The following is a 22,393-nucleotide window of genomic DNA, read 5'->3' as shown; positions in this document are numbered from 1 at the left end:
CCGGCGTGGCCCTAGCGGGGATGGGCGTGGGTGCGCGGTTCATCTTCTGCCGACACGGCTTCTTCCAATGACGCCCACAAGTCCTGCATCGTCGGGTTGGTATTCGATACCGCGCGATAGGAGCGAATCTCCAGTTGCGTGCTCCATTCATCGCCACCCGCGCGCACCAGTCGGCCGGCTTCGATCTCGTCGCGAACCGCGCTGAAGGGTAGCCACGCCACACCGTAGCCTTCCACGACCATCTTCATCAGCAGCATCGCCATGTCGGCCTCGTAGCAACTGCGCAGGTGGTGGGGGCGATCCGCGCTATTCAGGATCATGTCGACCACGCGGCCCATGAACGTGGTTGCGGTGTAGGCGAGATAGGGCAGCGGTGCGGCGGCAGAGCCGGGCAGGGCGAACAGCGGTGCGCCGCGCAGGCCCGGCGCGGACACGGGGATGAAGTCTTCACGGCCCAGGGTCAGGCTCGCAAATTTGTCGCGATCCAGCAGGATCGGCGCCAGCGGATGGTGGTAGCCGATCATCAGGTCGCAACTGCCTTCGGCCAGCGCGATGACCGCGTCATGCACATTGGCGGCCACCACGCGAGCGTTGAAGTCGCCGGTTCGCTGATGAAATTGCTGGAGCCATTTCGGCAGAAATGTGAGCGAGAGCGTGTGCCCGGCCACAATCTGGATCGAGCGCCCCGGCATCTTCGCTTCGAGCCGCAGGTGAGAGCGCAGGTCCGTCAGCGCTTCAACCGATTCCTTGCTCTGCTCGCAGAACCGCTTGCCGGCAGGGGTGAGTTCGATCGGGTAGGTGCCGCGATCCACCAGCTCCACGCCCACCCATTCCTCCAGCGATTTCACCCGGCGGGACAACGCTGACTGCGTGACGAAGCGCAATTCCGATGCCCTGGAGAAACTGCGCGTCTGCTCGATGGCGAGGAGGTCTTCGATCCACTTGAGTTGCATAAAGAACGCTCGGAAAGGCGAAGGAAGCCCCTAGCTTATCGTCGGATCGGGTGCATTTCCATAACTATGCGAAAGTGGAATGACTTCAGCGCGCATCCTCATCAAGTTATTTGTTTTGCGCTCCTAGAATCCGAATGCGCCAAGGAGGCGCATGGACGAGGAAGGCGATGGCTATTCAAGAAAAGGTAAAGGGGGCGCGGCGCGAGCACGACTTGTTGGGGTACCGCGAGGTCCCTGCCGAGGCGTATTACGGCATTCATACGCTCAGGGCGCTGGAGAATTTTCCGATTTCGGGAGACCCGATCTCGAAATATCCGGAGCTGATCGTCGCGTTGGTCGACATCAAAGAGGCCGCCGCGCTGGCCAACCATGAGCTTGGTTTGCTCGACGACATCCGCTGCCAGGCGATCGTCGCTGCGTGCAAGGCCATTCGGGCCGGCCAGCATGCCGACCAGTTCGCGGTGGATCTGATCCAAGGCGGTGCGGGCACGTCGACCAACATGAACGCCAACGAGGTCGTATGCAACAAGGCGCTCGATCTGCTCGGCCACCCGCGCGGCACGTACGAGGTCTTGCACCCGAACGAGCACGTCAACATGAGCCAGTCGACCAACGACGTGTACCCCACGGCGCTGAAGATGGCGACGTATCGCAGCGCGCAGCGCCTGCTCGAGCAGATGGCGTTGCTCGAAGCGTCGTTCGAGCGCAAGTCGGCGGAGTTCCGAAGCTTTCTGAAAGTCGGCCGCACGCAGCTTCAAGACGCGGTGCCCATGACGCTTGGGCAGGAGTTCGGCACGTACGCGGTCATGCTGGGCGAAGACCGCCAGCGGCTCGGTGAAGCGCTGCCGTTGATTTGCGAAATCAACCTGGGTGCCACGGCGATTGGCACTGGCATCAACGCGCATCCGGACTATGCGGTGCTGGTGCGTAAGCATCTGTGCGCGGTCAGCGGTTTGCCCTTGCATACCGCGCCTTACCTAATTGAGGCCACGCAGGATTGCGGTGCGTTCGTGCAGCTCTCGGGTGTGCTCAAGCGCATTGCGGTGAAACTGTCGAAGGTGTGCAACGACTTGCGCCTGCTCTCCAGCGGGCCGCGCGCGGGGTTTGGTGAAATCAACCTGCCGCCCATGCAAGCCGGCTCCAGCATCATGCCTGGCAAGGTCAACCCGGTGATTCCGGAAGTCGTGAACCAGGTGGCGTTCGAAGTCATCGGCAACGACATGACCATCACCATGGCCGCCGAGGCGGGGCAACTGCAGCTCAACGCGTTCGAGCCGATCATCGCGTACTCGCTGTTCCGCAGCATCAGCCACCTGACGCAGGCCTGCGCCACGCTGGACGAAAAGTGCGTGCGCGGTATCACGGCCAATCAGGACCATATGCGCGACGTGCTCGACCGGTCGATCGTGCTGGTCACGGCGCTCAACCCGTACATCGGCTATGCCAACTCGACGGAAGTCGCGCGCGAGGCGCTGGAGACCGGCCGCAAGGTCGCGGACATCGTGCTTGAGCGTGGCCTGCTTTCCGCCGCGGCTTTGGCGGAGATCCTGCGCCCCGAGGTGCTGACCGCACCGCGTGCACCGATCACGCTCAACCAATAAATAACACCGGAACGCATCGACGTTCCGGAACACATCACCCACAGGTGGAGGACAACATGAATACAAAGAAACTGACCACGCAGATCGTGGTCGCCATGGTGGCGGGCGTTGCCGTCGGCTGGCTCTGTCATGCGGTTGCCAAGGACGCGCAAGCCGCAAAGGACATCGCCAGCTACTTCGGCATCGTCACGGACATCTTTCTGCGCATGATCAAGATGATCATTGCGCCGCTGGTTTTCGCCACGCTCGTGGGCGGTCTGGCGAGCATGTCGGACGGCAAGGCGGTGGGGCGCATCGGGCTGAAGGCCATGGTGTGGTTTGTGTCGGCTTCGGCGATTTCGCTGGCGCTGGGCATGCTGCTCGTCAACGTCTTCCAGCCGGGCGCGCATTTGAACCTGGCGTTGCCCGACGTGGCTGCCGCCACCAATTTGAAGACGGGTGATTTCAGCCTGAAGGGATTCTTCACCCACGTGTTTCCGAAGAGCATCTTCGAGGCGATGGGCAACAACGAGATCCTGCAGATTCTCGTGTTCTCGCTGTTCTTTGGCGCGGCGCTGGCTTACGTGAAGGGCACCGGCAAGTCGACCATCGTCAGCTGCATCGAAGAGCTGACCAAGGTGATGTTCCGCATGACCGACTATGTGATGCGCTTTGCACCGGTGGGCGTGTTTGCCGCCATGGCTGCCTCGATTACCGTTGAGGGCATCGGCGTGCTGGTCAGCTACGGCAAGCTGGTCGGCGAGTTCTACCTCGGCCTGGCCATCCTGTGGGTCATCCTGTTTGGCGTGGGCTACCTGTTCCTCGGCCGGGGCACGGGCCGCTTGGCCAAGCTGATCCGCGAGCCGATCCTGCTGGCGTTCTCGACTGCGAGCAGCGAGTCTGCCTACCCCAAAACGATTACCGCGCTGGAGCGCTTTGGTGTGTCCAAGCGCGTGTCGAGCTTCGTGTTGCCGCTGGGTTATTCGTTCAATCTGGATGGGTCGATGATGTACCAGGCCTTTGCGGTGATGTTCATTGCGCAGGCCTACAACATCGAACTGAGCTTCACGCAGCAGTTGACCATCCTTCTGGTGCTGATGGTGACGAGCAAGGGCATGGCCGGTGTTGCGCGTGCGTCGCTGGTGGTTGTGGCGGCAACATTGCCGATGTTCCACCTGCCGGAGGCGGGCCTGCTGCTCATCATCGGCATTGACCAGTTCTTCGACATGGGCCGCACGGCGACGAACGTGGTCGGCAACAGCATCGCCACTGCGGTGGTCGCCAAGCTGGAGAATGAAACTTCGCCCGTGACCGACGTGGATGGCACGCAGGCTGAGCCGGCCATCCACCCGGCGTCCATCGTGTAGGCTGAATGAGATCGCGCCAACATCGGCCAGGACAACGATCCATCCCACAGCATGCAAGACCTCACTTTCGGAATCATCGGCGGCCTCGGCACGCTTGCCGGGGCAGACCTCTTCCTCAAGCTCGTGAAGAGCCGCGCCGTCATGGCGGATCAGGGCCGCTACCACTTTCTGTTCGAGCAGCACCCGTTTCGCGATGTGACGTTGCCGCTCACGCGCGATGTGAGCATGACGGGTCGCAAGCTCTATGTGTTCAAGACCTGCCAGTCTTTCGAGGCGAGGAAGGTCGACGCGGTGCTGATGCCGTGTTTTGCCTCGCATACGTTTCGCGAAGAGCTGCAGGCGGAGCTGTCCGTGCGCATCGTCAACATGATGGATGCGCTGGCACGCGCGCTGGACGATGCATTACCGAATGGCGGCAAGATCGGCGTTCTGGCGTCGGACTATGTGCGCCACGCGCGCCTGTTTGAAGGTCGGTTTGGCGAGCGTTTCGAGATCGTGTATCCGACCGAGGCGATGCAAGCCAAGCTCATGGACGCCGTGTACGGGGCGGACGGCATTCGCGCGGGCAACACCGAAGGGCTTGGCCTGGAATACGTGCATCAGGCATGTCAGGAGTTGGTGGAGGCGGGCGCTGCCATGATTGTCCCGGGCATGACCGAGCTGTCGCTGGTGGCCCCTGCGCTGCAACGGCGCGGCATCGCGATCATCGACGTCAACCAGGCCTACGCAGACTACGCCACATCGTTGGTGGATGGGCGTGTCGATGTGGCGTTCAAGCTCGGCATCGTTGGTGGAGTGGGGCCGGCCGCCACCGTGGATTTCATGGGTAAGGTCGTCAAGAACACCAAGGCAGCCAAGGACCAGGACCACATCAAGATGGTCGTGGAGCAGAACCCGCAAATTCCAGATCGAACCGCGAACCTGCTGCGCCAGGAGGCCGACCCGACCGTCGCGCTGTACGCGACCTGCAAGCGGCTGGAATCCGAAGGCGCCAACGCTATCGCCATCCCGTGCAACACGGCGCATGCGTATGTGGAGCGCATCCAGTCACATCTCTCGGTGCCCATCGTCAACATGCTGACCGAGACGGTGCGGCACATCGTTGCCAAGTACGGGCAGGGCACCAGGGTCGGCTTGCTGGCCACCTCCGGCACAGTGGAAAGCCGCGTGTATCACGATGTGGCAGCCGGGCAACTGGAGCTCATCGCGCCCGAGCCGGTGTTCCAGGCGCAGGTGATGGAGGCGATCTACGGTGCTGAGGGCGTGAAGGCAGGTCACACGGAAGGCCGCTGTGCCGAGCAATTGCGTGCTGCTATCGCGCACTTGCAGCATCGCGGTGCCCAGGTGCAGATACTCGGTTGCACGGAGCTGCCACTGATCTTTGCGCAGACGGATGCGTTTCCGGTGGAGGGTGCTACCGTCGCGCTAGTCGATCCGACGGATGTTCTGGCCAAGCGGTGTGTGGCGCTGGCCCAGCCCTCCAGGGCATGACCAAGAGGATGAGCAAGAAAAAACCCGCGACGCTTTCGCAGTCGCGGGTTTTTTTGCTTCGGAATGCTGGTGGAGCCGGCGGGAATCGAACCCCGGTCCATGCGCCCGCAAAACCATACAGAGCAACGTTTTCTGAGTTTCGCCATTTGCTGCGTGTACTCTACGTGTACTTTTAGGCTTGGCGGGTGGCGCGCCCCTGGCTCCAGTCATTGGCGAACCGATACGCGTTGGTCTGGTTCTCGGGTATCCATTTGCCGTAGTGGCGGAAGATCATTTCAACGTCCACATGGCCCATCTGACCAGCTAGCCACCACGCGTTTTCGCCGGCCGACAGCAGCGTCGAGGCGTACGTGTGCCGCGTCTGGTACGGGTTCCGGTATCGCACGCCGGCGCGCTTCAAGATGTACACCCAGCAGGTCTTGCGGATTTGCCCATCGGTTTCCCAAGGTTGACCAGTACGCGGGTTGTGGAACACCCGCTTGCCTTCCAGCAGCGTGTACGCCTTTTGCGCTTCCAGCGCCGCGCGCGCGAGCGGCAGCAGGATGACGTCCCGTGTACCTGCCTCGGTCTTTGTTTCCTTCTCAGTCTTCACTACGACCGCGCGCTGCACGCGCACAAAGCCGTTGATCCAGTCGATGTCGCCCCATTCCAAGGCGATCAGCTCAGAGGTGCGCAACCCTGACCAAAAAGCGAATTGGAAGAGGTTCTTGGCCTGGCCTTCTGCGGCGGCCAGGATCGCTTCTTTCTCGGCGGTATCGAACGGGTCCGGCTCGTAGGCGGACTTCTTGGTCGTGCGGCTCAAGAGCTTCTTGAGCGCGATTTGATCCAGCGGGTTGCGCGGTATCAGCTCATCGTTGACGGCATCGTCCAGCGTGGAGCGGAAGACAGACAGGATGTTGCGAGCTGTCTTCGCCGTGACGCCCAACGAGGCGACCCACTCACGCAGCACGGATGGGGCGAGCTGAGCAACCGGCGTGGTATCGAACTCGGTCAGCAGCCTGCCGTTGATGATCTTGGCGTAGCCGTCTGCTGTCGATGGCGACATTTGACCGTTGGCCACGGCCAACTCGTAGGCCTTCAGTTGGCCGCGTAGCAGGTCGCCCACCGTCTTCTTTGTCACGACGTGGCCGAACAGCCTGGCGCGCGGCGAGTCGGGGAAATAGTCCCCGTACTTGAATGAATCGTTCGCGATGCGGCGCTGAATCTCGGCGCGCAGGCCCTCGGCAAATTTGATGTTGGGGCCGGTGGGCTCAAGCCGCAGGCTCTCGCGGCACCGCACCCCCTTGTAGACAAAGAAAATCTGCAGCGACTTGACGTTCGCGTGTTCGCGGATCGTTACCCCGCGCGCAGGGCGCTTACTGTCGCCCGATCCCCTTGTTCCACCCATTTATCTACCGCTTCCGTGTTGATCCACAAGTTGCCGTCTGCGGCGACTTTGCAGTGAACGCCGTCCAGCCAGCTCCCTTTCTTCCGCTTTGCGTGCACTGCCGCCGAGGTGTCGCCGGACAGCTCACAGTACTTCTTCAGCTTTACCCACTTCACCGGGCACCTCCGTTGTAGCCGATTTCTTTCGCTCGCGTGGGGACCACACGCAGCGCAACTCGTGGATCCGTGGATGCCCACTCTTCGTCGCATAAGTCATTGATCGCAAAGGCTTTCCATTCCACGGATTTCCACGGGTTGGTCCTTTCCGATCTGTGGAATCCGTGGATGAAAAAATAGGCAGGGGTCCGAACCCGTGGAAAAACGCCCTCAACCCGTGGATACCCTTGCGCGCGCCCTGCCTGCTTCCTTCCCTGTTCTTTCTTCTTCTCTTTCAATGATTTAGAGAGAGAGAAAGAAGGGGCGGCGGGGCGAACGGCCGAAACGCGACCTGTGGAGAAATGGCCGTAACCTGTGGAAAAGCGCCCCCAACCTGTGGACGGCATCGCTTCCAGAATCAATGACTTAGCGGGACCGAGGGTCGATTTCCACGGGTTTTCTGCGCTGCCCGTGTCCCTCCATTGAAAAAACCTATGCGCGCCCCTTGCTTCCAGCGCCTGGCCGAAGGCTCCCGGCCGGCTCTCTCTCGAAGGGGGTACGGGGGAGACAGCAACCAGGTCGCCGCCGGCGCCGTACCTCGTCACCTGCAGGACGCTGCCGCACGGCACGCCGTGGGCGCCAGACAAAGCCACAACGCGGCCGCAGGCCGGCAGACTGAAGTGCGCCAGGGCGCAGTTGACGAAGCGGCCTGCGGCCGCATGGAACGGGGAAGGCACGGTGGCCAGCGTGATGGCGTCAGGCATGGACATGGGCATCCTCCCGAACCGCGACCGACAGGCCGTAGCCCGCCAGGCGAGTGAGCGAAATCGGCGTCAGGTGCGCCACGCGACGGCTGAAGATGGTGCGCTCGACTTCCTTCTCGCCCGCGACCACGCCGGCACCATAGAGCTGCTTCTTGAACACGCGGTCGGACTTCACCGGCAGGCTGTTCCACTTCTCGCGCAGCGGGTTGCTGTGCGCGATGTGGTCCATGATGTGGCTGGTGCGCAGCAGGATGCAGCGCTCGCCCTCCACGGTGTCAAAGGCGTGCGGGAACGAGAACTTGCCGGCGTCCACTTCCGACAGCGCGGTCTCCATGATCCACACCCAGGGCTCGCGGTCGGCGCTGGTCTCGGCGATGTGCGTGTTCATCTCGGCCAGCAGGTCGTTGATGAAGTTGCCGGTGCTGTGGTGGACGCCAGCGAACTCCGCCAGGTAGTACCAGGCCGTCATGACCGCCGCATAGTTGGTCAGCATGCGCCTGGCGCCCTCGTCCTGGCCCGAGGCCCGGGCCATGCGCGTGCAGTAGGCGTGGATCTTCCGGTACTCGGCCAAGACAACGGCCTTGTCCAGGCTGGCCAGGAACTGCAGCCACTGCTTGACGGGGAAGCGTGGCAGGTCGTCGGGCATGATCGGCCCCTTCTTGCCGGTGAGCGTAGTGCGCACCAGCTTGCCGAGCAGGCTGCGCACGGGCACGTCTTCACCGGCCAGCATCACAGGCGCGCTGATGAGGTATTCCGTCATGTCGGTGCCGCGCTTGGTGACGGTGTACTGATAGTTCTCCTGCAGCAGGCCCACGGCCTTGTCGATGATCTCCTGCCGGCGGGCGGACAGCTCTTCCCAGCCCACCGGGTGGCTGGTGTGCGACACGCTGGTGAGCAGGCGGAACTCGGTCTGCAGGCTCTGGCCCGAAAACATCGTGAAGGCCAGAGCGCGCTCCAGGCGCTTGATGAGCGTCGATTTGCCCGCGCCCTTGTCGGCCTGCACCGTCATGTGCGGCCAGAAGCCCAACAATGCCTTCAGGTGGCCACCGAGCGCCCACACCAGGGGGATGGTGGCGGCGTTCTGCTTAAACGTCGCCTGGAAAGCCTCCAGCACCGTGCGGGCGTCCTGCTTCGGGCCGCTGGGGAAGGTGAGGTTGTGATACGGGCACTGCTTCTCTGGCTCAGTGAAATAGCAGTCCGGCCCCTCGTTGACGATCAGCCGGCCATCGCGCCAGGCCAGGCCCACGAAGTTGGCCGCATCGCGTGCGCCGAGGTCGGCCGTGCGCTCCAGGATGTTGACCATGCGCTTGAACGGCGCCGGCGCCCAGATCGGGCCGAACTTGCCCCACAGGTCGGTGTTGTGGAGCTGGTCGTCCATCATCACGCGGCGGATCAGCTTCGCGCCGTGGCGCGGCGCCTGCACGGACACCGCGAAGTACACCGTGGGCGACTGGTCGGGATCGCCCGTCATGGTCGACGTGGCGCTGGCCACCGACACGCGGCTGATCGACGCAACGCGAAAGCCGCAGAGGTCGGTGTACACCGGCGTTTCCACGTCGCCCTCGCCTTGGCGGTCCATCTTGGTGATGTAGCTGGTGAAATCCGTCTTCACACGGAAGCGCCAGTACTGCGCAAAGTCATGCGCCGGCAGGTAGACGCGCGGCCGGCCGCGACGCGTCTCGTCGCCCGCCATGCCGGCGATGATCCACGGCTCGAACTTGTCCAGTGCCCGGGCAAGCCGCTCGGCGCCGTGCTCTTGCAGGTAGTCGTTCACGTCGTTGATCGACTCGGCCGACGTTTTGTCGTCGTTCAGCCCACGCACCCACTCGGTTTGGTCGACCAGCATGGCGCTGATGTTCAACGCGGTCAGACGTTCGTACAGCACCCATGCGGCCTCTGGGCCGGGGCGTTGGCCAGCGCGCGGGTGCCCGCTCTCGAACGGCGCATCGTTGTCCATGCAGATGACGCACTGCTTGCCCTGCAGGAACGAGAAGTCGATGCCGTCGACGTTGGACAGGCCGCGCAGGGCAAACGCTGCTGCGCCTGGCAGATTGCACGTGTCGATCGACAGCGCGTTGATGGCGGACTCGACCAGGAACACGCGTCGGGCACGCGCCAGGCGTGCGGGGTCTGAGGTCCAGCCGTGCCCGGTTTTCTCGCCCTGGCTCTGCGTCTTGACGTTGCCGTTCTGCACCGGGTCCAGGTAGCGCATGTCGACGGCCACCACCTGGCTGGTGTTGAGCGACTTGACAATGAAGGCAGCTGCAGGCCCGCCGTGGCCGACCGAGCCGGCAGGCACCGTCGAGCTGGTCCAGGCGTTGTAGCCAAGCGTGCGGGCTCGGAAGGCGGCGTCAATGGCCGCATCGGAAATGCCGCGGCCCTTCAGGTACTCACGCGCATGCTCGCGGTCGGCGTGGCAGCGATCGGCGATGTACTCGGCCTTGGACTTCTCGCGGCGTTCCTGCTGGCCCGTGGGCACGTCACGCGGAATGGCGTAGGCGTCGTGCAGCCACTTCACCGCCTCCGACACATCGCAGCCGTGCGTCAGCATCACCAGGTCGATGCAGGAGCCGCCTTCGCCCGAGCTGTGGTCTTTCCAGCCCGTGCCGTGCGTGGGATGGTTGACAAAGATGGACAAGGACGGCGTCTTGTCTGCGTGCAGCGGTGAGTGATAGAGCGCCTTGTCGCCGCCCGGGCCGCGCTTGATGCCCAGGCGCTCGGCCAGGTCATGCAGGTCGATGCGTTGTTTCAGTTCTTCGATCGAGGCCATTGAATGAAGCGTTCCTCTTGGTATTTCAGAATTCAGTTGTCAGCGCGCCGGAAGGCGTGATGAGCATCACGTCCACCGGAAAGTCGTAGCAACTCATGCACTCGTGGGCGCCCGTGAGAGTCGACGCATAGTCCTCAATGCGCTGGAACAAGGTTCCGGGGTTGGAGACCACAGCAAAGCGTGCGGCTGGTGGGTGCGATGGGCGCCTTTGGCAAAGGATTTCTGCGCTCATGCCGTCACCGGTCGAAACTGAAGCACCCACACATAAGGGTTGTCTTCCCATGCACCGGCGCCGTTCAGGCTGTTCCAGAGCCACCGGTAATGCTCTCGTGGCGTAGCGTGGTAGGGGTAGCCGGGGATCGATCCATGGCCGCCCGCGCAGCCTTCGGCCAGACAGTCCAGCTCGCTGATGTCCTGCAGGCGCTCTTCATGCAGGCTGGTGATTTCCAGCGTGATGCGAGACGCCGCACGTGGCATGTGGATGCTTGGTCGCCACTGGCGGCGAATGCCATCAGGTGACCGCTCCAGATTCGGCCCTAGAGGATCGTCCAAGTAGTCAGCGCGATAGAACGTCTCGCAGCCGGGCTCATATGGCCCGTATGGGTGGTTGCTGTGCTGCCACGTTTCTCGGACCCACAGCCGGTCGCCCGGCAGGCCATAGAAGCAGCGACGGGTCTCGTGAGCCACCAAGCAACCTTCCCCATCGGAGTCGTACTTGATACTGATGATGTCGGACTCCTTGATGAGCCTGCGCGTCTGCGTTTTTCGACCGTGAAGAATGGCGCGCACCATGTCGCCGGAAAACAAGATCGGGCGCTCCTTGTGATTGCTCTCTTTGTTCTCTTTCATCGTGTTGGCGGCACGCATCACAGCACCTCCGGCCATGTCGACTGCGCTGCTGGGCCTTCCTCCCACGCGGTGCCGTTCCAACGAGCAAACCGTATGAGCTGCTGGTGGTAGTAGTCCCGGCCCTGGACATTCCAGACCGGCACGGGAACGCCACGCAGCCAGCGGAGAATGATTTCGCGGCCGATGTGCTCCACCAGCACGCCGGCGTCGTGGTCGGCGTGGGGTGCCGGGTTGACCTGGGCGATGTGCCAGAGCGCCGCGATGTATTCGTCGCTATAGCTCTGCAGGCGGTCGGTATCGATGTTGAAGGTGATGGCTGTTTTCATAGTCTTGTCTCGATGAAGGTCAGTCGTCCAGGTCGCCGGCGGCGCGGCGTTTGAAATCGATTCGGGCGGCGGCGTAGGCGAGGGGCAAGCGCGGCGGCAGTTGCGGCCACTGCCTTGCGTACCGGCGCCGACAGCGCCTCAAAGGGCACCGACAAACGCAGGTAGCGGTGCGCCCACCGCTCGTCGTCTTCTGTGATGACGGGCCTAGCCATGGCGGGCGCCCATCACGAAGCCACGCCACACGCCGTGGCCGTAGCAGACTGTGAAGAAGAGGCTGGCGGTGAACATGCCGGGCTCGCCTGTGACGTGGGTCAGGTACAGCCAGGCCGGCTGGCCGAGGAGGCCCACCAGGGCGCCCCAGCGCTGCGTGTGCGGGGCGTAGTTCAGCAAGGCGATCGACACCAACGCCGTGGCGAGCATCCAGAGGTTGACGAGTGCAAGCATCACGCGGCCCTCCGTGCAGGGCGGGCAGACGCGCCACGCGGATCAACGCCGCGCCGGCCAAGTACCAGGAGCAGTGCATCGATGCTTGAGCGGGCGAGGACGAGGAAGCGCTGGCGCACGCCGGTGGTGCTGGTGACGCGGACCACGAAAGCAAGTACGGGCTGTTGCATAGCGGTGACTCCAAAACGCCGCAGTGCGGCAAATTCAAGGCAAAAGGAGTCCCCCGCGCCTAAAGAGGCGCGAAAACAAACGCGGGGGACGGGATTGGGCTAGGCCGTCAGTCGGTCAGCAGATCGAGCTGGTGGGGGTTCTGCGGTAGCCGGGTTGTTCTGCCTACCGGCACGAACACCATCGGGTTCGGGTTGAGGCTGGGCACGATCTGGTGGGTGATCGATGCCAGGACGCGGCAGGTGAGACCGCAAAAAATGTTCGGGCACTGGAGGTATTCCTCGCCCGACAGCAGGGACAGCGGCCGGCTGGTACGCGTCACCATGCGCGTCTTGCAGTGGGGGCAGTAAAACCTCATTGCGTGTTCCTCCCGCATTCACCCAGGCCCTGACGCGCGCACTCGCACGACATGCCGACTTCACCGAGAGTCGCCACGGCATCCAGGTACTTACAGGTGACGAGGATGTAGCCCACGGCACGGACGAGGATGTCCATCTTGTCGATGGTGATGCCCTGGTCGCCATTCAGGAAGCGACTCATGGCTGCGTTGTCCCAGCCGACTGCCTGGGCCACTTCCTGGCGCTTCGGCCCTGACAGTGCGCGGCGCAATGCATGCTCGATCAGTTGAGGTGGTCGCATAGCTCAGTCCTCCGCAATCGAAGTTGTGTGACGTTGCGTGACAGCAGGCGTAGGCTGTTTCTCGCCAGCGGCCATCCCGCGAAGGATCAGGATGCGAGCCATGGCAGAGCGAGTGAGGTGTTCGCGTTCGGCATGCGCATCAACAGCCAACAGTTCTGCTGACATGAGGGCCGTATAGATGCGCTCCTTTGAGCAACCTCTTGGAGCCCGCTTTCGCGGGAGGGATGGCATACCCATGGCGATATACTTTTCCGAGTTAGTGATGCACTACGGCGCAAGTATGGTACAGAAAACTGATACGGTCAACGATGAAAGCACAGAAAAAAGAACTCTCATCGGTGCTCGTCTAAAAGAAGAGCGCGAGCGCCTGGGCTTCTCTCAGCCGGCATTCGCTGCCATCGGTGGAGCATCAAAAGGCTCCCAACTCGCATGGGAAAAGGGCACTGCAACGCCCAACGCGGAGTTCCTGCTTGAAGTGGCACGGGTCGGCGTGGACGTGTTGTACGTCGTCACTGGCCGTCGCAATTTGGCTGAGTCGTTACCCGAAGAAGAAATGGTGCTGGCGGGTTATCGCAAGCTTGACGCACGCGGCCGCGCCGGTGTCCTGGCACTCATAGGCGGCATGCAGTCCCAAGGTGGAACTTCGATCAAGGTGCAGGGCAGTGTCGGCCAGTATGTCGATGGGCCTATCAACACACCGTTCACGATCGACATGAGCAAGGGGAAGAAGAAGCGGTAACAACGAGCGATGCGCGTACGCGCGACATCGCCGACAGCACAGGCAGTAAGGAGGCCCGCCCAAAGCACCAAAAACCGGCGGGCCTTTTCAATTGGGGAGCGTTCTTGCAGAAGGTGTTTAACGCCCGGCCACGGGGCGGTCTATGACAACAACAGATGCAAGAGAAGCAAATTTCAGTTCAGGGGGATGCAGGTCAGGTTGTTGCTGGCGATGCCACGCACGACGGCGCAACAGCCAACAACCAGATGCGCAACGTGATCAACATTCACCACCACGGCTCTGCCGTGAACGATGCCAGGTCCCTCACGATGCAAGGTCGTATGAATCGGCCGGCGCCATGCCCGAGCTGCGCCGCCACACAGCAACACCATGCGCGTCTGCGCCAATGGTTGATCGCCACGGGCGCGTTAGCGCTGGTGGCTTGTACCGTCGCCGGCTATGCGGCGATAGCTGGCGGACAAGCTCCAGACCTAGCACAGACGATGCAGGGCAGCTTGTGTCACTACGAGGGCAAGGCGCATTCACCAGGTGGTGTTGCTCGCATGGCAGACAGCCAGCTCTACGTCTGCGCGCCGCCGGCGGAAGGAGGTGTTGCCTCCTGGGAGCCTGCCGAGGAAGCGGCCAAGCGTCGCAACGCAAGTTCGTGATACGCGGGTTCCAGCTCGCACCCAATCCACTTTAGGCCTGCCTCCTTCGCAGCAACGAGGAACGTGCCAGAGCCGGCAAACGGGTCGCACACGATGCCACCTGACTGCACCAGGCGAACGACTTCGCGGGCCATGCCGATCGGCTTTTCGGTCATATGCTGCTTGGGGAAAGCCAAGCGATCAGGGAACACGCCGGGCAGGTACACACCGGCGTTCGGCAGCATTGGGCCCTTCGTTGCCCACACTAGGAACTCCGCTTGTTGCGAGAAGCCGCCGGCACGCGGCCGCGCGCGCCCCGGTGTCTTATCCCACACGGCTACCCCACGCCAAATGTAGCCGGCGCTTTGAATGGCATCGGTCAGGCTCGGCAGTTGCCGCCAGTCAGTGAAGCACGCGAGGTAGCCGCCGTCTTTCGTTGCTCGGTAGGCCTCGGCAAGCCAGGTCATGCACCAGAACGTCCAAGAGCGCTGGTCCTTGTTGTCGTGCGAGAAGGTTGGGTATTTGTCGCGGCTTGCGTTGACGTACTTTTGTCCTGGCGCCTGCGTGCGCGCCCCGCTGTGTAGGCCACCTGACGAATACGGCGGATCGGTGAACACAAGGTCGATGCTGGCGTCGGGCAGGGCACGCAAAACGGTGATGGCGTCAGCGCGGTGAAGGTGGTTGAGCTGCGCGTGGGCGCGAGCGGTCGTGCTCATGGGTGGGGTCTCCACTGTACGAAGCTCGACGGCTCTCTGGTGCGGGGCTCTCGGCCCTCAGAACGTTGAATGTCCCGCAGCGCGGGCACTTGATGGAGAGGCGCAGATACTGTCCTGCGCCGAGCTTGCGGAAACACTGTCCGCATCGGATGTCCTGCATGTACTACGTCCTGCTTACAACGAGGCGGCAGAGTAGCCGCGCGCGCGCCAGATTTCACGTCTGGCGTGTTGTAGAGGCAGGTTCGACAACGGTGTGCAAGCGTTTGCGTGATGCAGGCTTAGACCGATTTCCTTGAAATGCCGGTGCCATCCCCCTCTATTGATGGATTCAACCGCCTGCCAAATCAACAATACTGAATTCACGCAGGGTTGCCCGGTTCTCTCCTGTCACCCGCGTTTGAGACGCCAATGAAGGGGGGGCGTCTGCGCCCGGTGTGCAGGGCGCTTTTTTTTGCGCGCGCAAAACGTTATCAGCCCGCTACGCTGCTTCTTCCAGTTTGTCCGGCTTGATCTCTAGCTCAAGCGAGGTCGTGAATCCGTTGGTATTGAGCCGATGGATCACGCGACCAACGCTCCATTCCGTGTTGTCGATCTGTGGCTTCCAGCCCTTCAGCTTCGCATGCAGAGAAGGGAACAGCTCGGCCCGGCCGTGCGCCAGCGTAATGCTGAAAGTCGCCACGCCGCGCTGAATCTTCCGCCACTCGCCACGGGCGCCGCGCTCTGCGTTTGCCTTCGATGCATACGTGTGGCGCAACACCTTCACGTTTTCCGGGTTGGGACTGGTCTCAACCGTATTACGCGCCTTCTGGCCCTTGGGCGCCGGCTTTTCTTTGCTGACGGTAGCGTTGGAAGCGTCGATGATGACCTCGCCGCGCACGCCGGCGCGCGTGTCCTGGTAGTAGGCCTTCACGCCGTTGTAGTTCTCGGTGTCCGCAACAAGGAAACGGTGCTTGTCCCCCGATGCACGAGTGATGCTGACCGTGGGCAGCACCAGGCCGGAACCGCTCGTCGGCTCGCCCGCCGGAATGAAGAGCAGCGTGCCATTTTTCACGGTGGCGATGGCGTCGAACTCTTTCGCCAGGCGCGATAGAAAGTTCGCGTCCGACTCGCCGGTCTGGTCAACGTGGGCAATGACATGGTCGGAGAGCGTCTTGCCTACCAGCCACCGAAGCCGGTTGCGCAGTGCGATCGCCTGCACAACCTGGCTAAGCGTCTTGCCCACGTAGGAGTTCTCACGACGCGTGGTAAGGCCTCCGTCCATCTCCGCACTGCGCGCGCGGATGGTGAGCCGATCCGGCGGCCCAGTGTGCTCGAGCTCGTCCACCTTGTACGTGCCCTTATCGACCACGCCCGAATGCGCCCAGCCGAGAGCCAGCGACAACCGTACCCCTTTCTCGGGCAGGTTCAGCTTGCCGTCCGTGTCGTCGAGCTCGATGTCGAGCTGGTCCGCCTCAAAGCCGCAGTTGTCGGTGAGCGTGAGCTCGATCAGCCGATCCCGGAAGCGGCGGGTGACGTCCTTGTTGCCGACCTTCAGGCGATAGATGGGGCGCGGCTCTCGGCCGGCGGTCAACAACTCTTCAATCACAGCAGCGCCTTGGTGACCGTCGAGAGAACCTTGGACAGCAGGCCGTCGTCCACGCGCGTCAGCTTGACCGTGAAGTCACACACGCGCGCCTTGCCGTCCTGGAAGAACACGGACTTCTTCGTGTCCAGGCTGTCGATGACGAACTGGCCGTAGTAGCGGCCGGTGCCCTCGATGAGCGTGTAGGAGTCGCCCGTGTCGCCCATGAGCTCCAGCACGGCGAGCGTCAGGTCGCCGCCCGTCAGCTCGGGCATGAGCTTGCCCGACAGCGTGATGGTTTCATCGTCCGGCCCGATGAACTGGTGCGACGGCCGGCGGCCGACGCGGCTGTTGCCGGGGTGGCGCCAGCCAACCTGGCGTTGAAACTCGGAATAGGGGGCCGTGTCCAGGCTGAACACGAACAGGCCCAGTGCCATCATCATGGTCAGTCCCTGTCGGTGTAGCGCGAGCGCGCACGCGCCGCGTTCTGGTTGTCGATCTTGCGCAGCTCGTCTTGCACCGCGCGGGCGATTGCCTGCGGATCGGCGCCGGCGGCCGGGTAGATGTTGATGGTGATGGGCGCCGCTGCTGCAGGCGCCGCGGTTGCTCCGCCGCTGCTCGTGGTGAGCGCCGGGCGGGTGTCGAACGACACCGGCGCGGCGATCGCGGGGGCACTGCCGATCGCAATGCCAGCGCCCATGCCGGCGAGCTTCGATGCCATGCGCTGCACGGTGCCCAGCGGGCCGCCCTCGCCATCGGCAAGACCCTCCTGCAGGCCGGCCATGGTGAAGCCGCCCAGCTCGGCAAAGACACGGCTTGGCGAGTGAATGCCAAGCTTTTCCTTGAAGAGCCCGATGGTGCGATCCGCTACGCCGCTCACAGCATCCACAACCCAGCCGATGGCGCCTTTGATGCCGTTGGCCAAGCCCTGAATCATGTTCGTGCCGAACTCGGTGAACTTGGTCGGCATGTCGATCCCGAACCACTGCAGCACCGTGGCAAATGCAGCGTGGAAGAGCCCCAGCGGTGACCAGTTGAGCAACAGCGCGCCCACGCCGAGGATGCCGCCGTTGAATGCCTCCTTCACCTGGCCCCACAGGCTCAGGAAGAACCCCTTGATGGGCTCCCAGTATTCGTAGATCAGGTAGGCCGCGACGGCGATTGCCGTTACCGCCAGGCCGATGGGATTCATCAGCAAGGCGCGGCCCAGCAAGCCGACCGCGCGCATGACCCACGTGAAGGCGGTCCCCAGGCCCTGCAGAACGCCCGACAGCATGCCGCCAGCGCCACCCACGCCTCCCATCACGAGGGATAGCATTGCGAACGGCCCCAGCACAGAGGCGATGGCGAGCATGATGGGGCCGAGAATCAGCAGGGCAGCGGCTAACACACCGACGCCGATAGCCATGGCCTTGGCAACGCCGGGGTTCTCCTGCATGAACTTCGTCACGCGGTCGGCCGCCTTCGCAACCCACTCCAGGGCGCCGGCGTACAGCGGCAGGACCTTCTCGCCGATCTCCTTCTGCAGGTCGCGGACTTTGGCGAGCGTTTCCGCTTCCTTGCCCTGCGGCAGCTCCTTTGCGCGTGCGTCGAGCTGGTCGATGCTGTCGGCGCCCTGATTGAGGCGCATGTTCTTGTGAATCTGGTCACGCTGCAGGTACATCTGCGACATCAGGCCGGACGCCGTCCGGTTGGAGAAGATGCCGCCGATGGCGTCCAGCACCTCGTCGCGGCCGGTAATGCCTTTCTCCGCCAGCGTGGGCAGCAGCACCGTTTCCATCCACTCGAATTGGCTCCGGCGGAACACGTCCGCGCCCTTGAGCGCGCCGGGGTCCATGAACGAGATTTGGCCGGCCTTGTCCTCTTTGACCTTGCTGCGGTCGGCAATGAGGCCCAGTCGGTCCAGGTTGCCCAGCGTGCGCTTGGTCGTCTTGCCCTGGTACAGGTTCTGGTACGCGCTCATCATCGCGGTGCCGACCGTATTGCCGCCCATTTCCTGCACCAGCGGTTCCAGCGCGTAGTAGAAGGACTCGTTCTCCATGCCCTTGGCGGCCAGGCCACCGCGCTTGATGACCTGCAGCCACTGGTCGGACTGCACGCGGCCACCGGTAGCGGTAATGACCCGCTGCACCATGTCGGCCTGCTTCTTGAACTCTTCGGGGCTGGAGAGGCCGCCACGCAGCTCCACGACTTTGAGCAGGTCCAGGAACATGCGTTCGTTGTCTTCGCCCTGTGCCTGGCCGAACACGGCCTTGTTGGCGAATTTCATCTTGGCGAGGGTGGGCAGCACCATCTCTGCATGGTGGGCGTCGGCAAACACGCTCAGTGCGTCGCGCATGAGCTCGGCCTTCTCGACCTGGCTCACGCCGTACGCCTTCATCTGCCTGGCGAACTCGATGGATTCCTTGGTCGCGGCATCGCCCAGGCCGAGCGCGCCCATGCGGGCTTTCTCCAGCTCGTAGTGCTTCGATTCGCCGAGGCCCTTCCAGATGGGAGCGCCGGTGGCCATGCCGGCGACCGACGCGCCTGCGCCGGCGGCGGCCAGGCTGCCGGCGCGAGCGCGGATCCTGTCTGCGGTCTGCTGGGCACCGGCTTGCGCGCGTGCACGTGCGTTGTGTGCCTTGAGGCGGGCGTCCTGTTCGGCCAGGGCGCGCGAGGCGTCCCTGGTGGCCGTCCGCAGTTGTTCCTGGTACTGCGCCATGGTCTGTGTGCCGCGCCCGGCGTCCTGCAGGCCTTGGCGCACTTCCACGAGCTGGGCACGCTGCGCCTGGAATTTCCGGGTCAGCCGTTCAGCCTCTGCCGTCGCCTTGCCAAGGTTTTGCGTCAGCCTGGCGCTGGGCGACTCGGCCGCCTGCATCGCCTGGGTGAGGCGACCAACACGCTCGCGGGCCTCACGCAGCGCCGTAACGGTCTCGCGGATGCCGCCGCGCAGCTTGCTAAACTGCTCGGTCAGGCCTTGCGCGCGCTCAAGCGCCTTCATGTGGTCGCGCGTGGCTTTCATCGAGCGGGCCAGCTCGTTGTTGGTCTTCAGCAAGCTGCGGAACGGGCGCGTGGCCCGGTCCACAGCCTGCAGAACGACCTCCAGGCGCAGGCGTCGCGCATCGCTCATTCCTGCGCCTCGCTACGCTCGCGGGCGCGCTCGCGCCATTCCATCAGCTCCATGACGCCCATGGCGTATAGCTCCTCCAGGCGGAAACCGAAAATCACTGCAACGTCGGCTGCGGCGTCTTCGATTCGGTCGGGTAGCCGTCCTCCTTGGCTTCCTTCGGCAGCAAAAAACTCGTCACCTCGCTGGCGAGCTTCACCAAGTCGGCCGGATCCAGCTTGCTCACATCCGCTGTGGTCAGTGTCGGGTGGGTGATGCGCGGGAGCACCGTGTGCAGTGCCGTCACATCCATGCGCATCAGGTCCATGAGGCTCACACCGCGCAGCTCGCCGGAGCCCGGCTTGCGTACGGTGATGACGTCGATCATCTGTTCGCCGCGCTTGATCGGCGAGTCCAGGGTGATGGTGGTGTTCATTTGTTCCATGGTGGTTTTGGCTGTGAGAAGACATGGGAGGCCCTTGTGGGGCGAGCGACCCGCAGCAGGCGGGCCGTGATGCGATTACCGGTGTCAGAGGCCGATGGCTTTGCGCTGCGCGGCCAGGCGGTCTTTGCCGAACACGCGCTCGATGAAGTTCACGTGGTCAATTTCGATCCACTCTTCGCCGTTGACGGTCAGCTTGTAGTAGGTCAGTGCCGACTTGACCTTGAACGGGTCCTTGCTGCCCGCCTTGCCCTTGCCGAAGGTGATTTCGGTGTGACGGCCGCGCACGACGATTTCGACCGAGTCGATTTCGCTGGAGTCTTCGCGCTGATAGGCACCGGCAAAGCGCAGCATCGCGCCATCGACGGTGGTCGTGCCGTACTGCTGCAGGATTTCGCGCATCAAGCCGCCGTACGTGGTTTCCAGCTCGAGCTTGTCGTTGCCAAGGTCGATTTCGACGGGGCCGTTCATGCCGCCGGCGCGGTATTCCTCCACCTTGCGCGTGAGCTTGGGCAGGTCGATTTCTTCCACCTCGCCGGCGTGCGACACGCCATCGGCGAAGACGTTGAAGTGCTTGAGGATGCGGGGAAGTGCCATGTTCGTTCCTTGTCAGATGGGTTGGCGCTGGCCGCTCAAGCCGCCTTCACGGCGTCGGCGAACTGCATCAGGTAGCGGTCGGTGATGCGCTGGCGGAAGGTGAGGTCTTCCAGCGGCGGCACCGGCGTGTAGTCGTAGTCAATGGCCAACTTGCCGGCCTTGAGCGTGTCCTTGTCATTGGCGGTCGGGTCGTACCAGGCCTCGCCGCCAAGCAGATAGCCGTTGCGCACCATGTTGCGCAGCTTCGCGTTGATCTGCTCCAGGATGTCGCGCACGAGAGAGGGCGTCATCGGCTTGTCGATGGCCCACATGTGCGCCTCCGCCATCGTGTCGGCCAGCACCTGGGCCGTGCGTGTGTAGTTCTCGAAGGCGTACAGCTTGTCGCTGCTGCAGGTGCGTGAGCCCCAGAAGCGGAAGCCGTCTTGGCGGATCAGCGTGGTCACGTCGTGCGCGTTGAGATAGCCGGCATCGGTGGCCGGGTTCTGCAGGTCCCAGTACACGTCGCGCGACAGGCCGGTTACCCCATTGACCGGCACGTTGGAGAGCGTTTTGTGCCAGCCGGTCTCGTTGTCGATCTTGGCGCGCAGGCCCACGGCGCGGGCGGTGGCCCACAGCGTCTGCTCGGCGTTGGAGGCGGTGTTCCAGCCGACGAACTCAGGCCACAGCACCATGAGCTCGCGCGCGGCGAAGTTCTGCCGGTACGTGGCGGTCTCTTCCTTGGTGGCGCAGCCGGTCGCGTTCACATAGGCGAAGGCGCGCAGCTTCTGCGCGATGCTGACCAGCTCGGTGGCTACCGGCAGTGTGTCGAGGCCTGGCACCGCGAGGATGCGCGGCGTGACGCCGAGCTGGTTGCGTGCGGCCAGCAGGGCTTTGAGGCCGGTGAAGCGGCCTTCGGCCGTGGTGGTGCCGATGATGTTGGTGTTGGTCTCGCCCTCGGCCTTGCCCTCGGCGACGCGCACGACGACGGTCAGCGGGCTGGTTTGGTCGGCAATGGCTTGCAGCGTGCGCGCCAACGTGCCCTTGGTGCCGGCGCGGCCGATTGCGGCCTGCACGTTGGTCAGCAGAACCGGTTTGTTCAGTGGGAAGGTGGCGATGTCCGCATCATCGGCCGTGCACACGACACCGACCACGGCGGTCTCGATGGTGCGAATGGGGCGGGTGCCTTCGTTGATTTCAACGACGCGTACGCCGTGGTGATAGTCGCTTGGCATGCAGTCTCCAGCAGGTGGATGGGTGTACCTGCAGGATGCTGTGCACGCGCGCGAAAGTCGCGCTGGAACTGTTGTGCAGCGGGCGGCCACAACAACCGCCCGCGCGGAACCTACTCAGTGAGGGACGCCGGCATCTCAGGCCATTCGACGGCATCTGGAAAGCCGGCCTGTTGGGGCACGTCGCGCAGGGCTTTGCGATATCGACGTGCTGCCGAGAGTTTCTCGGTGTCCTCCGCATCCTCCGCCTTCATCACCAGGCGGTCGGCCTCGGCCAGCAGGGCATCCCGCTTGGTGCGCATCTCGGCGCCAAGTACGTGGCGGGTCGCGGCCTCGCCGTGCACGGACCAGAGGCGGGCGATGTCGTCATCGGTGGGCTTGGGTGGATCGGTTGGTATCCACTCCGGAATCCATGCGGGGCCGATCTGTTCCAGCGTGGTGCTGTCCACCGGGTGCGAGACCCAGTAGTCCCGCCAGCGGGCCAGCGTTGGGTAGGCCTGTGCAAGAACATACGCCAGGTGTTCCACGGTCATCATCGGTCAGACTC

At 63.3% G+C, this 22,393-nt stretch carries 26 protein-coding genes; 4 read left to right on the top strand and 22 right to left on the bottom strand.

The window, feature by feature from the left end; genetic code table 11:
- Positions 1-11: 11 nt before the first annotated feature.
- Entirely contained in the window at positions 12-953 is a 942-nt protein-coding gene (locus tag ACN9M1_RS11045; protein WP_426394331.1) for a LysR substrate-binding domain-containing protein, read from the bottom strand.
- 167 nt (positions 954-1,120) lie between these two features.
- Here ACN9M1_RS11045 and aspA point away from each other — a divergent pair, with 167 nt between their 5' ends.
- Genes aspA through ACN9M1_RS11030 form a run of 3 tightly spaced genes read left to right on the top strand, consistent with a single transcriptional unit; the run spans position 1,121 to position 5,391 of the window.
- Positions 1,121-2,554, top strand: a complete 1,434-nt coding sequence (aspA, locus tag ACN9M1_RS11040) for an aspartate ammonia-lyase (protein WP_426394329.1) — start codon at positions 1,121-1,123, stop codon at positions 2,552-2,554.
- Between the two features lie 56 nt (positions 2,555-2,610).
- A complete protein-coding gene (locus tag ACN9M1_RS11035; RefSeq protein WP_426394327.1) occupies positions 2,611-3,900 on the top strand; it encodes a dicarboxylate/amino acid:cation symporter in 1,290 nt (429 codons plus the stop codon).
- 51 nt (positions 3,901-3,951) lie between these two features.
- The gene (locus ACN9M1_RS11030) at positions 3,952-5,391 is read left to right on the top strand and encodes an amino acid racemase (protein WP_426394325.1); all 1,440 of its coding nucleotides are present in this window, start codon (positions 3,952-3,954) and stop codon (positions 5,389-5,391) included.
- A gap of 172 nt (positions 5,392-5,563) precedes the next feature.
- Here the strand turns inward: ACN9M1_RS11030 and ACN9M1_RS11025 are convergent, their stop codons facing one another.
- The 11 genes from ACN9M1_RS11025 to ACN9M1_RS10975 form a co-directional block, all read right to left on the bottom strand.
- On the bottom strand, positions 5,564-6,778 hold the full coding sequence (locus ACN9M1_RS11025; protein ID WP_426394323.1) for an Arm DNA-binding domain-containing protein: 1,215 nt from the start codon (positions 6,776-6,778) through the stop codon (positions 5,564-5,566).
- Entirely contained in the window at positions 6,727-7,026 is a 300-nt protein-coding gene (gene xisR / locus ACN9M1_RS11020; protein WP_426394321.1) for an excisionase family protein, read from the bottom strand. The genes ACN9M1_RS11025 and xisR overlap by 52 nt, the downstream gene beginning before the upstream one ends.
- Positions 6,930-7,682: a hypothetical protein gene (locus ACN9M1_RS11015; RefSeq protein WP_426398912.1), complete on the bottom strand. Its 753-nt coding sequence runs from the start codon at positions 7,680-7,682 to the stop codon at positions 6,930-6,932. Before ACN9M1_RS11015 ends, xisR begins: the two co-directional genes overlap by 97 nt.
- Complete coding sequence (locus ACN9M1_RS11010; RefSeq protein ID WP_426394319.1) at positions 7,669-10,446, bottom strand: toprim domain-containing protein; 2,778 nt, start codon at positions 10,444-10,446, stop codon at positions 7,669-7,671. Before ACN9M1_RS11010 ends, ACN9M1_RS11015 begins: the two co-directional genes overlap by 14 nt.
- Before the next feature lie 25 nt (positions 10,447-10,471).
- On the bottom strand, positions 10,472-10,678 hold the full coding sequence (locus ACN9M1_RS11005; RefSeq protein ID WP_426394318.1) for a hypothetical protein: 207 nt from the start codon (positions 10,676-10,678) through the stop codon (positions 10,472-10,474).
- The gene (locus ACN9M1_RS11000; RefSeq protein ID WP_426394316.1) at positions 10,675-11,313 is read right to left on the bottom strand and encodes a hypothetical protein; all 639 of its coding nucleotides are present in this window, start codon (positions 11,311-11,313) and stop codon (positions 10,675-10,677) included. The genes ACN9M1_RS11005 and ACN9M1_RS11000 overlap by 4 nt, the downstream gene beginning before the upstream one ends.
- Positions 11,313-11,621 (bottom strand): hypothetical protein, encoded by a 309-nt coding sequence (locus ACN9M1_RS10995; RefSeq protein ID WP_426394314.1) that lies wholly within the window; start codon positions 11,619-11,621, stop codon positions 11,313-11,315. Before ACN9M1_RS10995 ends, ACN9M1_RS11000 begins: the two co-directional genes overlap by 1 nt.
- A gap of 204 nt (positions 11,622-11,825) precedes the next feature.
- On the bottom strand, positions 11,826-12,065 hold the full coding sequence (locus ACN9M1_RS10990; RefSeq protein WP_426398851.1) for a hypothetical protein: 240 nt from the start codon (positions 12,063-12,065) through the stop codon (positions 11,826-11,828).
- Positions 12,065-12,235 (bottom strand): hypothetical protein, encoded by a 171-nt coding sequence (locus ACN9M1_RS10985; RefSeq protein WP_426394312.1) that lies wholly within the window; start codon positions 12,233-12,235, stop codon positions 12,065-12,067. Before ACN9M1_RS10985 ends, ACN9M1_RS10990 begins: the two co-directional genes overlap by 1 nt.
- Positions 12,236-12,342: 107 nt before the next feature.
- On the bottom strand, positions 12,343-12,591 hold the full coding sequence (locus ACN9M1_RS10980) for an ogr/Delta-like zinc finger family protein (protein WP_426394311.1): 249 nt from the start codon (positions 12,589-12,591) through the stop codon (positions 12,343-12,345).
- Complete coding sequence (locus tag ACN9M1_RS10975; RefSeq protein ID WP_316854048.1) at positions 12,588-12,872, bottom strand: helix-turn-helix transcriptional regulator; 285 nt, start codon at positions 12,870-12,872, stop codon at positions 12,588-12,590. Before ACN9M1_RS10975 ends, ACN9M1_RS10980 begins: the two co-directional genes overlap by 4 nt.
- A 235-nt stretch (positions 12,873-13,107) precedes the next feature.
- Between ACN9M1_RS10975 and ACN9M1_RS10970 the strand changes: the two genes are divergently transcribed.
- Positions 13,108-13,611 (top strand): helix-turn-helix domain-containing protein, encoded by a 504-nt coding sequence (locus ACN9M1_RS10970; protein WP_426394309.1) that lies wholly within the window; start codon positions 13,108-13,110, stop codon positions 13,609-13,611.
- Between the two features lie 559 nt (positions 13,612-14,170).
- Here the strand turns inward: ACN9M1_RS10970 and ACN9M1_RS10965 are convergent.
- From ACN9M1_RS10965 to ACN9M1_RS10920, 10 genes are all read right to left on the bottom strand, one after another.
- Positions 14,171-14,953 carry a DNA-methyltransferase gene (locus tag ACN9M1_RS10965; protein ID WP_426394307.1) on the bottom strand — a complete coding sequence of 261 codons (783 nt, stop codon included), beginning with the start codon at positions 14,951-14,953 and terminating at the stop codon, positions 14,171-14,173.
- Complete coding sequence (locus ACN9M1_RS10960) at positions 14,901-15,113, bottom strand: Com family DNA-binding transcriptional regulator (protein ID WP_426394305.1); 213 nt, start codon at positions 15,111-15,113, stop codon at positions 14,901-14,903. The genes ACN9M1_RS10965 and ACN9M1_RS10960 overlap by 53 nt, the downstream gene beginning before the upstream one ends.
- 318 nt (positions 15,114-15,431) lie before the next feature.
- Positions 15,432-16,538: a phage late control D family protein gene (locus tag ACN9M1_RS10955; protein ID WP_426394303.1), complete on the bottom strand. Its 1,107-nt coding sequence runs from the start codon at positions 16,536-16,538 to the stop codon at positions 15,432-15,434.
- A complete protein-coding gene (locus tag ACN9M1_RS10950; protein ID WP_426394301.1) occupies positions 16,535-16,957 on the bottom strand; it encodes a phage tail protein in 423 nt (140 codons plus the stop codon). Before ACN9M1_RS10950 ends, ACN9M1_RS10955 begins: the two co-directional genes overlap by 4 nt.
- A gap of 2 nt (positions 16,958-16,959) precedes the next feature.
- Positions 16,960-19,623: a phage tail tape measure protein gene (locus tag ACN9M1_RS10945; protein WP_426394300.1), complete on the bottom strand. Its 2,664-nt coding sequence runs from the start codon at positions 19,621-19,623 to the stop codon at positions 16,960-16,962.
- On the bottom strand, positions 19,620-19,721 hold the full coding sequence (locus ACN9M1_RS10940; RefSeq protein ID WP_201016360.1) for a GpE family phage tail protein: 102 nt from the start codon (positions 19,719-19,721) through the stop codon (positions 19,620-19,622). The genes ACN9M1_RS10945 and ACN9M1_RS10940 overlap by 4 nt, the downstream gene beginning before the upstream one ends.
- A complete protein-coding gene (locus ACN9M1_RS10935; protein ID WP_426394299.1) occupies positions 19,718-20,044 on the bottom strand; it encodes a phage tail assembly protein in 327 nt (108 codons plus the stop codon). The genes ACN9M1_RS10940 and ACN9M1_RS10935 overlap by 4 nt, the downstream gene beginning before the upstream one ends.
- A gap of 84 nt (positions 20,045-20,128) precedes the next feature.
- Positions 20,129-20,638, bottom strand: coding sequence for a phage major tail tube protein (locus ACN9M1_RS10930; RefSeq protein ID WP_426394297.1), 510 nt, complete (start codon positions 20,636-20,638; stop codon positions 20,129-20,131).
- 35 nt (positions 20,639-20,673) lie between these two features.
- Positions 20,674-21,849 carry a phage tail sheath protein gene (locus tag ACN9M1_RS10925; protein WP_426394295.1) on the bottom strand — a complete coding sequence of 392 codons (1,176 nt, stop codon included), beginning with the start codon at positions 21,847-21,849 and terminating at the stop codon, positions 20,674-20,676.
- A gap of 110 nt (positions 21,850-21,959) precedes the next feature.
- Positions 21,960-22,382, bottom strand: a complete 423-nt coding sequence (locus ACN9M1_RS10920; RefSeq protein ID WP_426394293.1) for a tail fiber assembly protein — start codon at positions 22,380-22,382, stop codon at positions 21,960-21,962.
- Between the last annotated feature and the right edge of the window lie 11 nt (positions 22,383-22,393).

This window comes from Ralstonia sp. R-29, from assembly GCF_049913345.1.
In the GTDB taxonomy this organism is placed as follows: domain Bacteria; phylum Pseudomonadota; class Gammaproteobacteria; order Burkholderiales; family Burkholderiaceae; genus Ralstonia.
The sequence above is the reverse complement of the archived record's forward strand: the minus strand, read 5'-3'. Positions and strand labels throughout refer to the sequence as shown.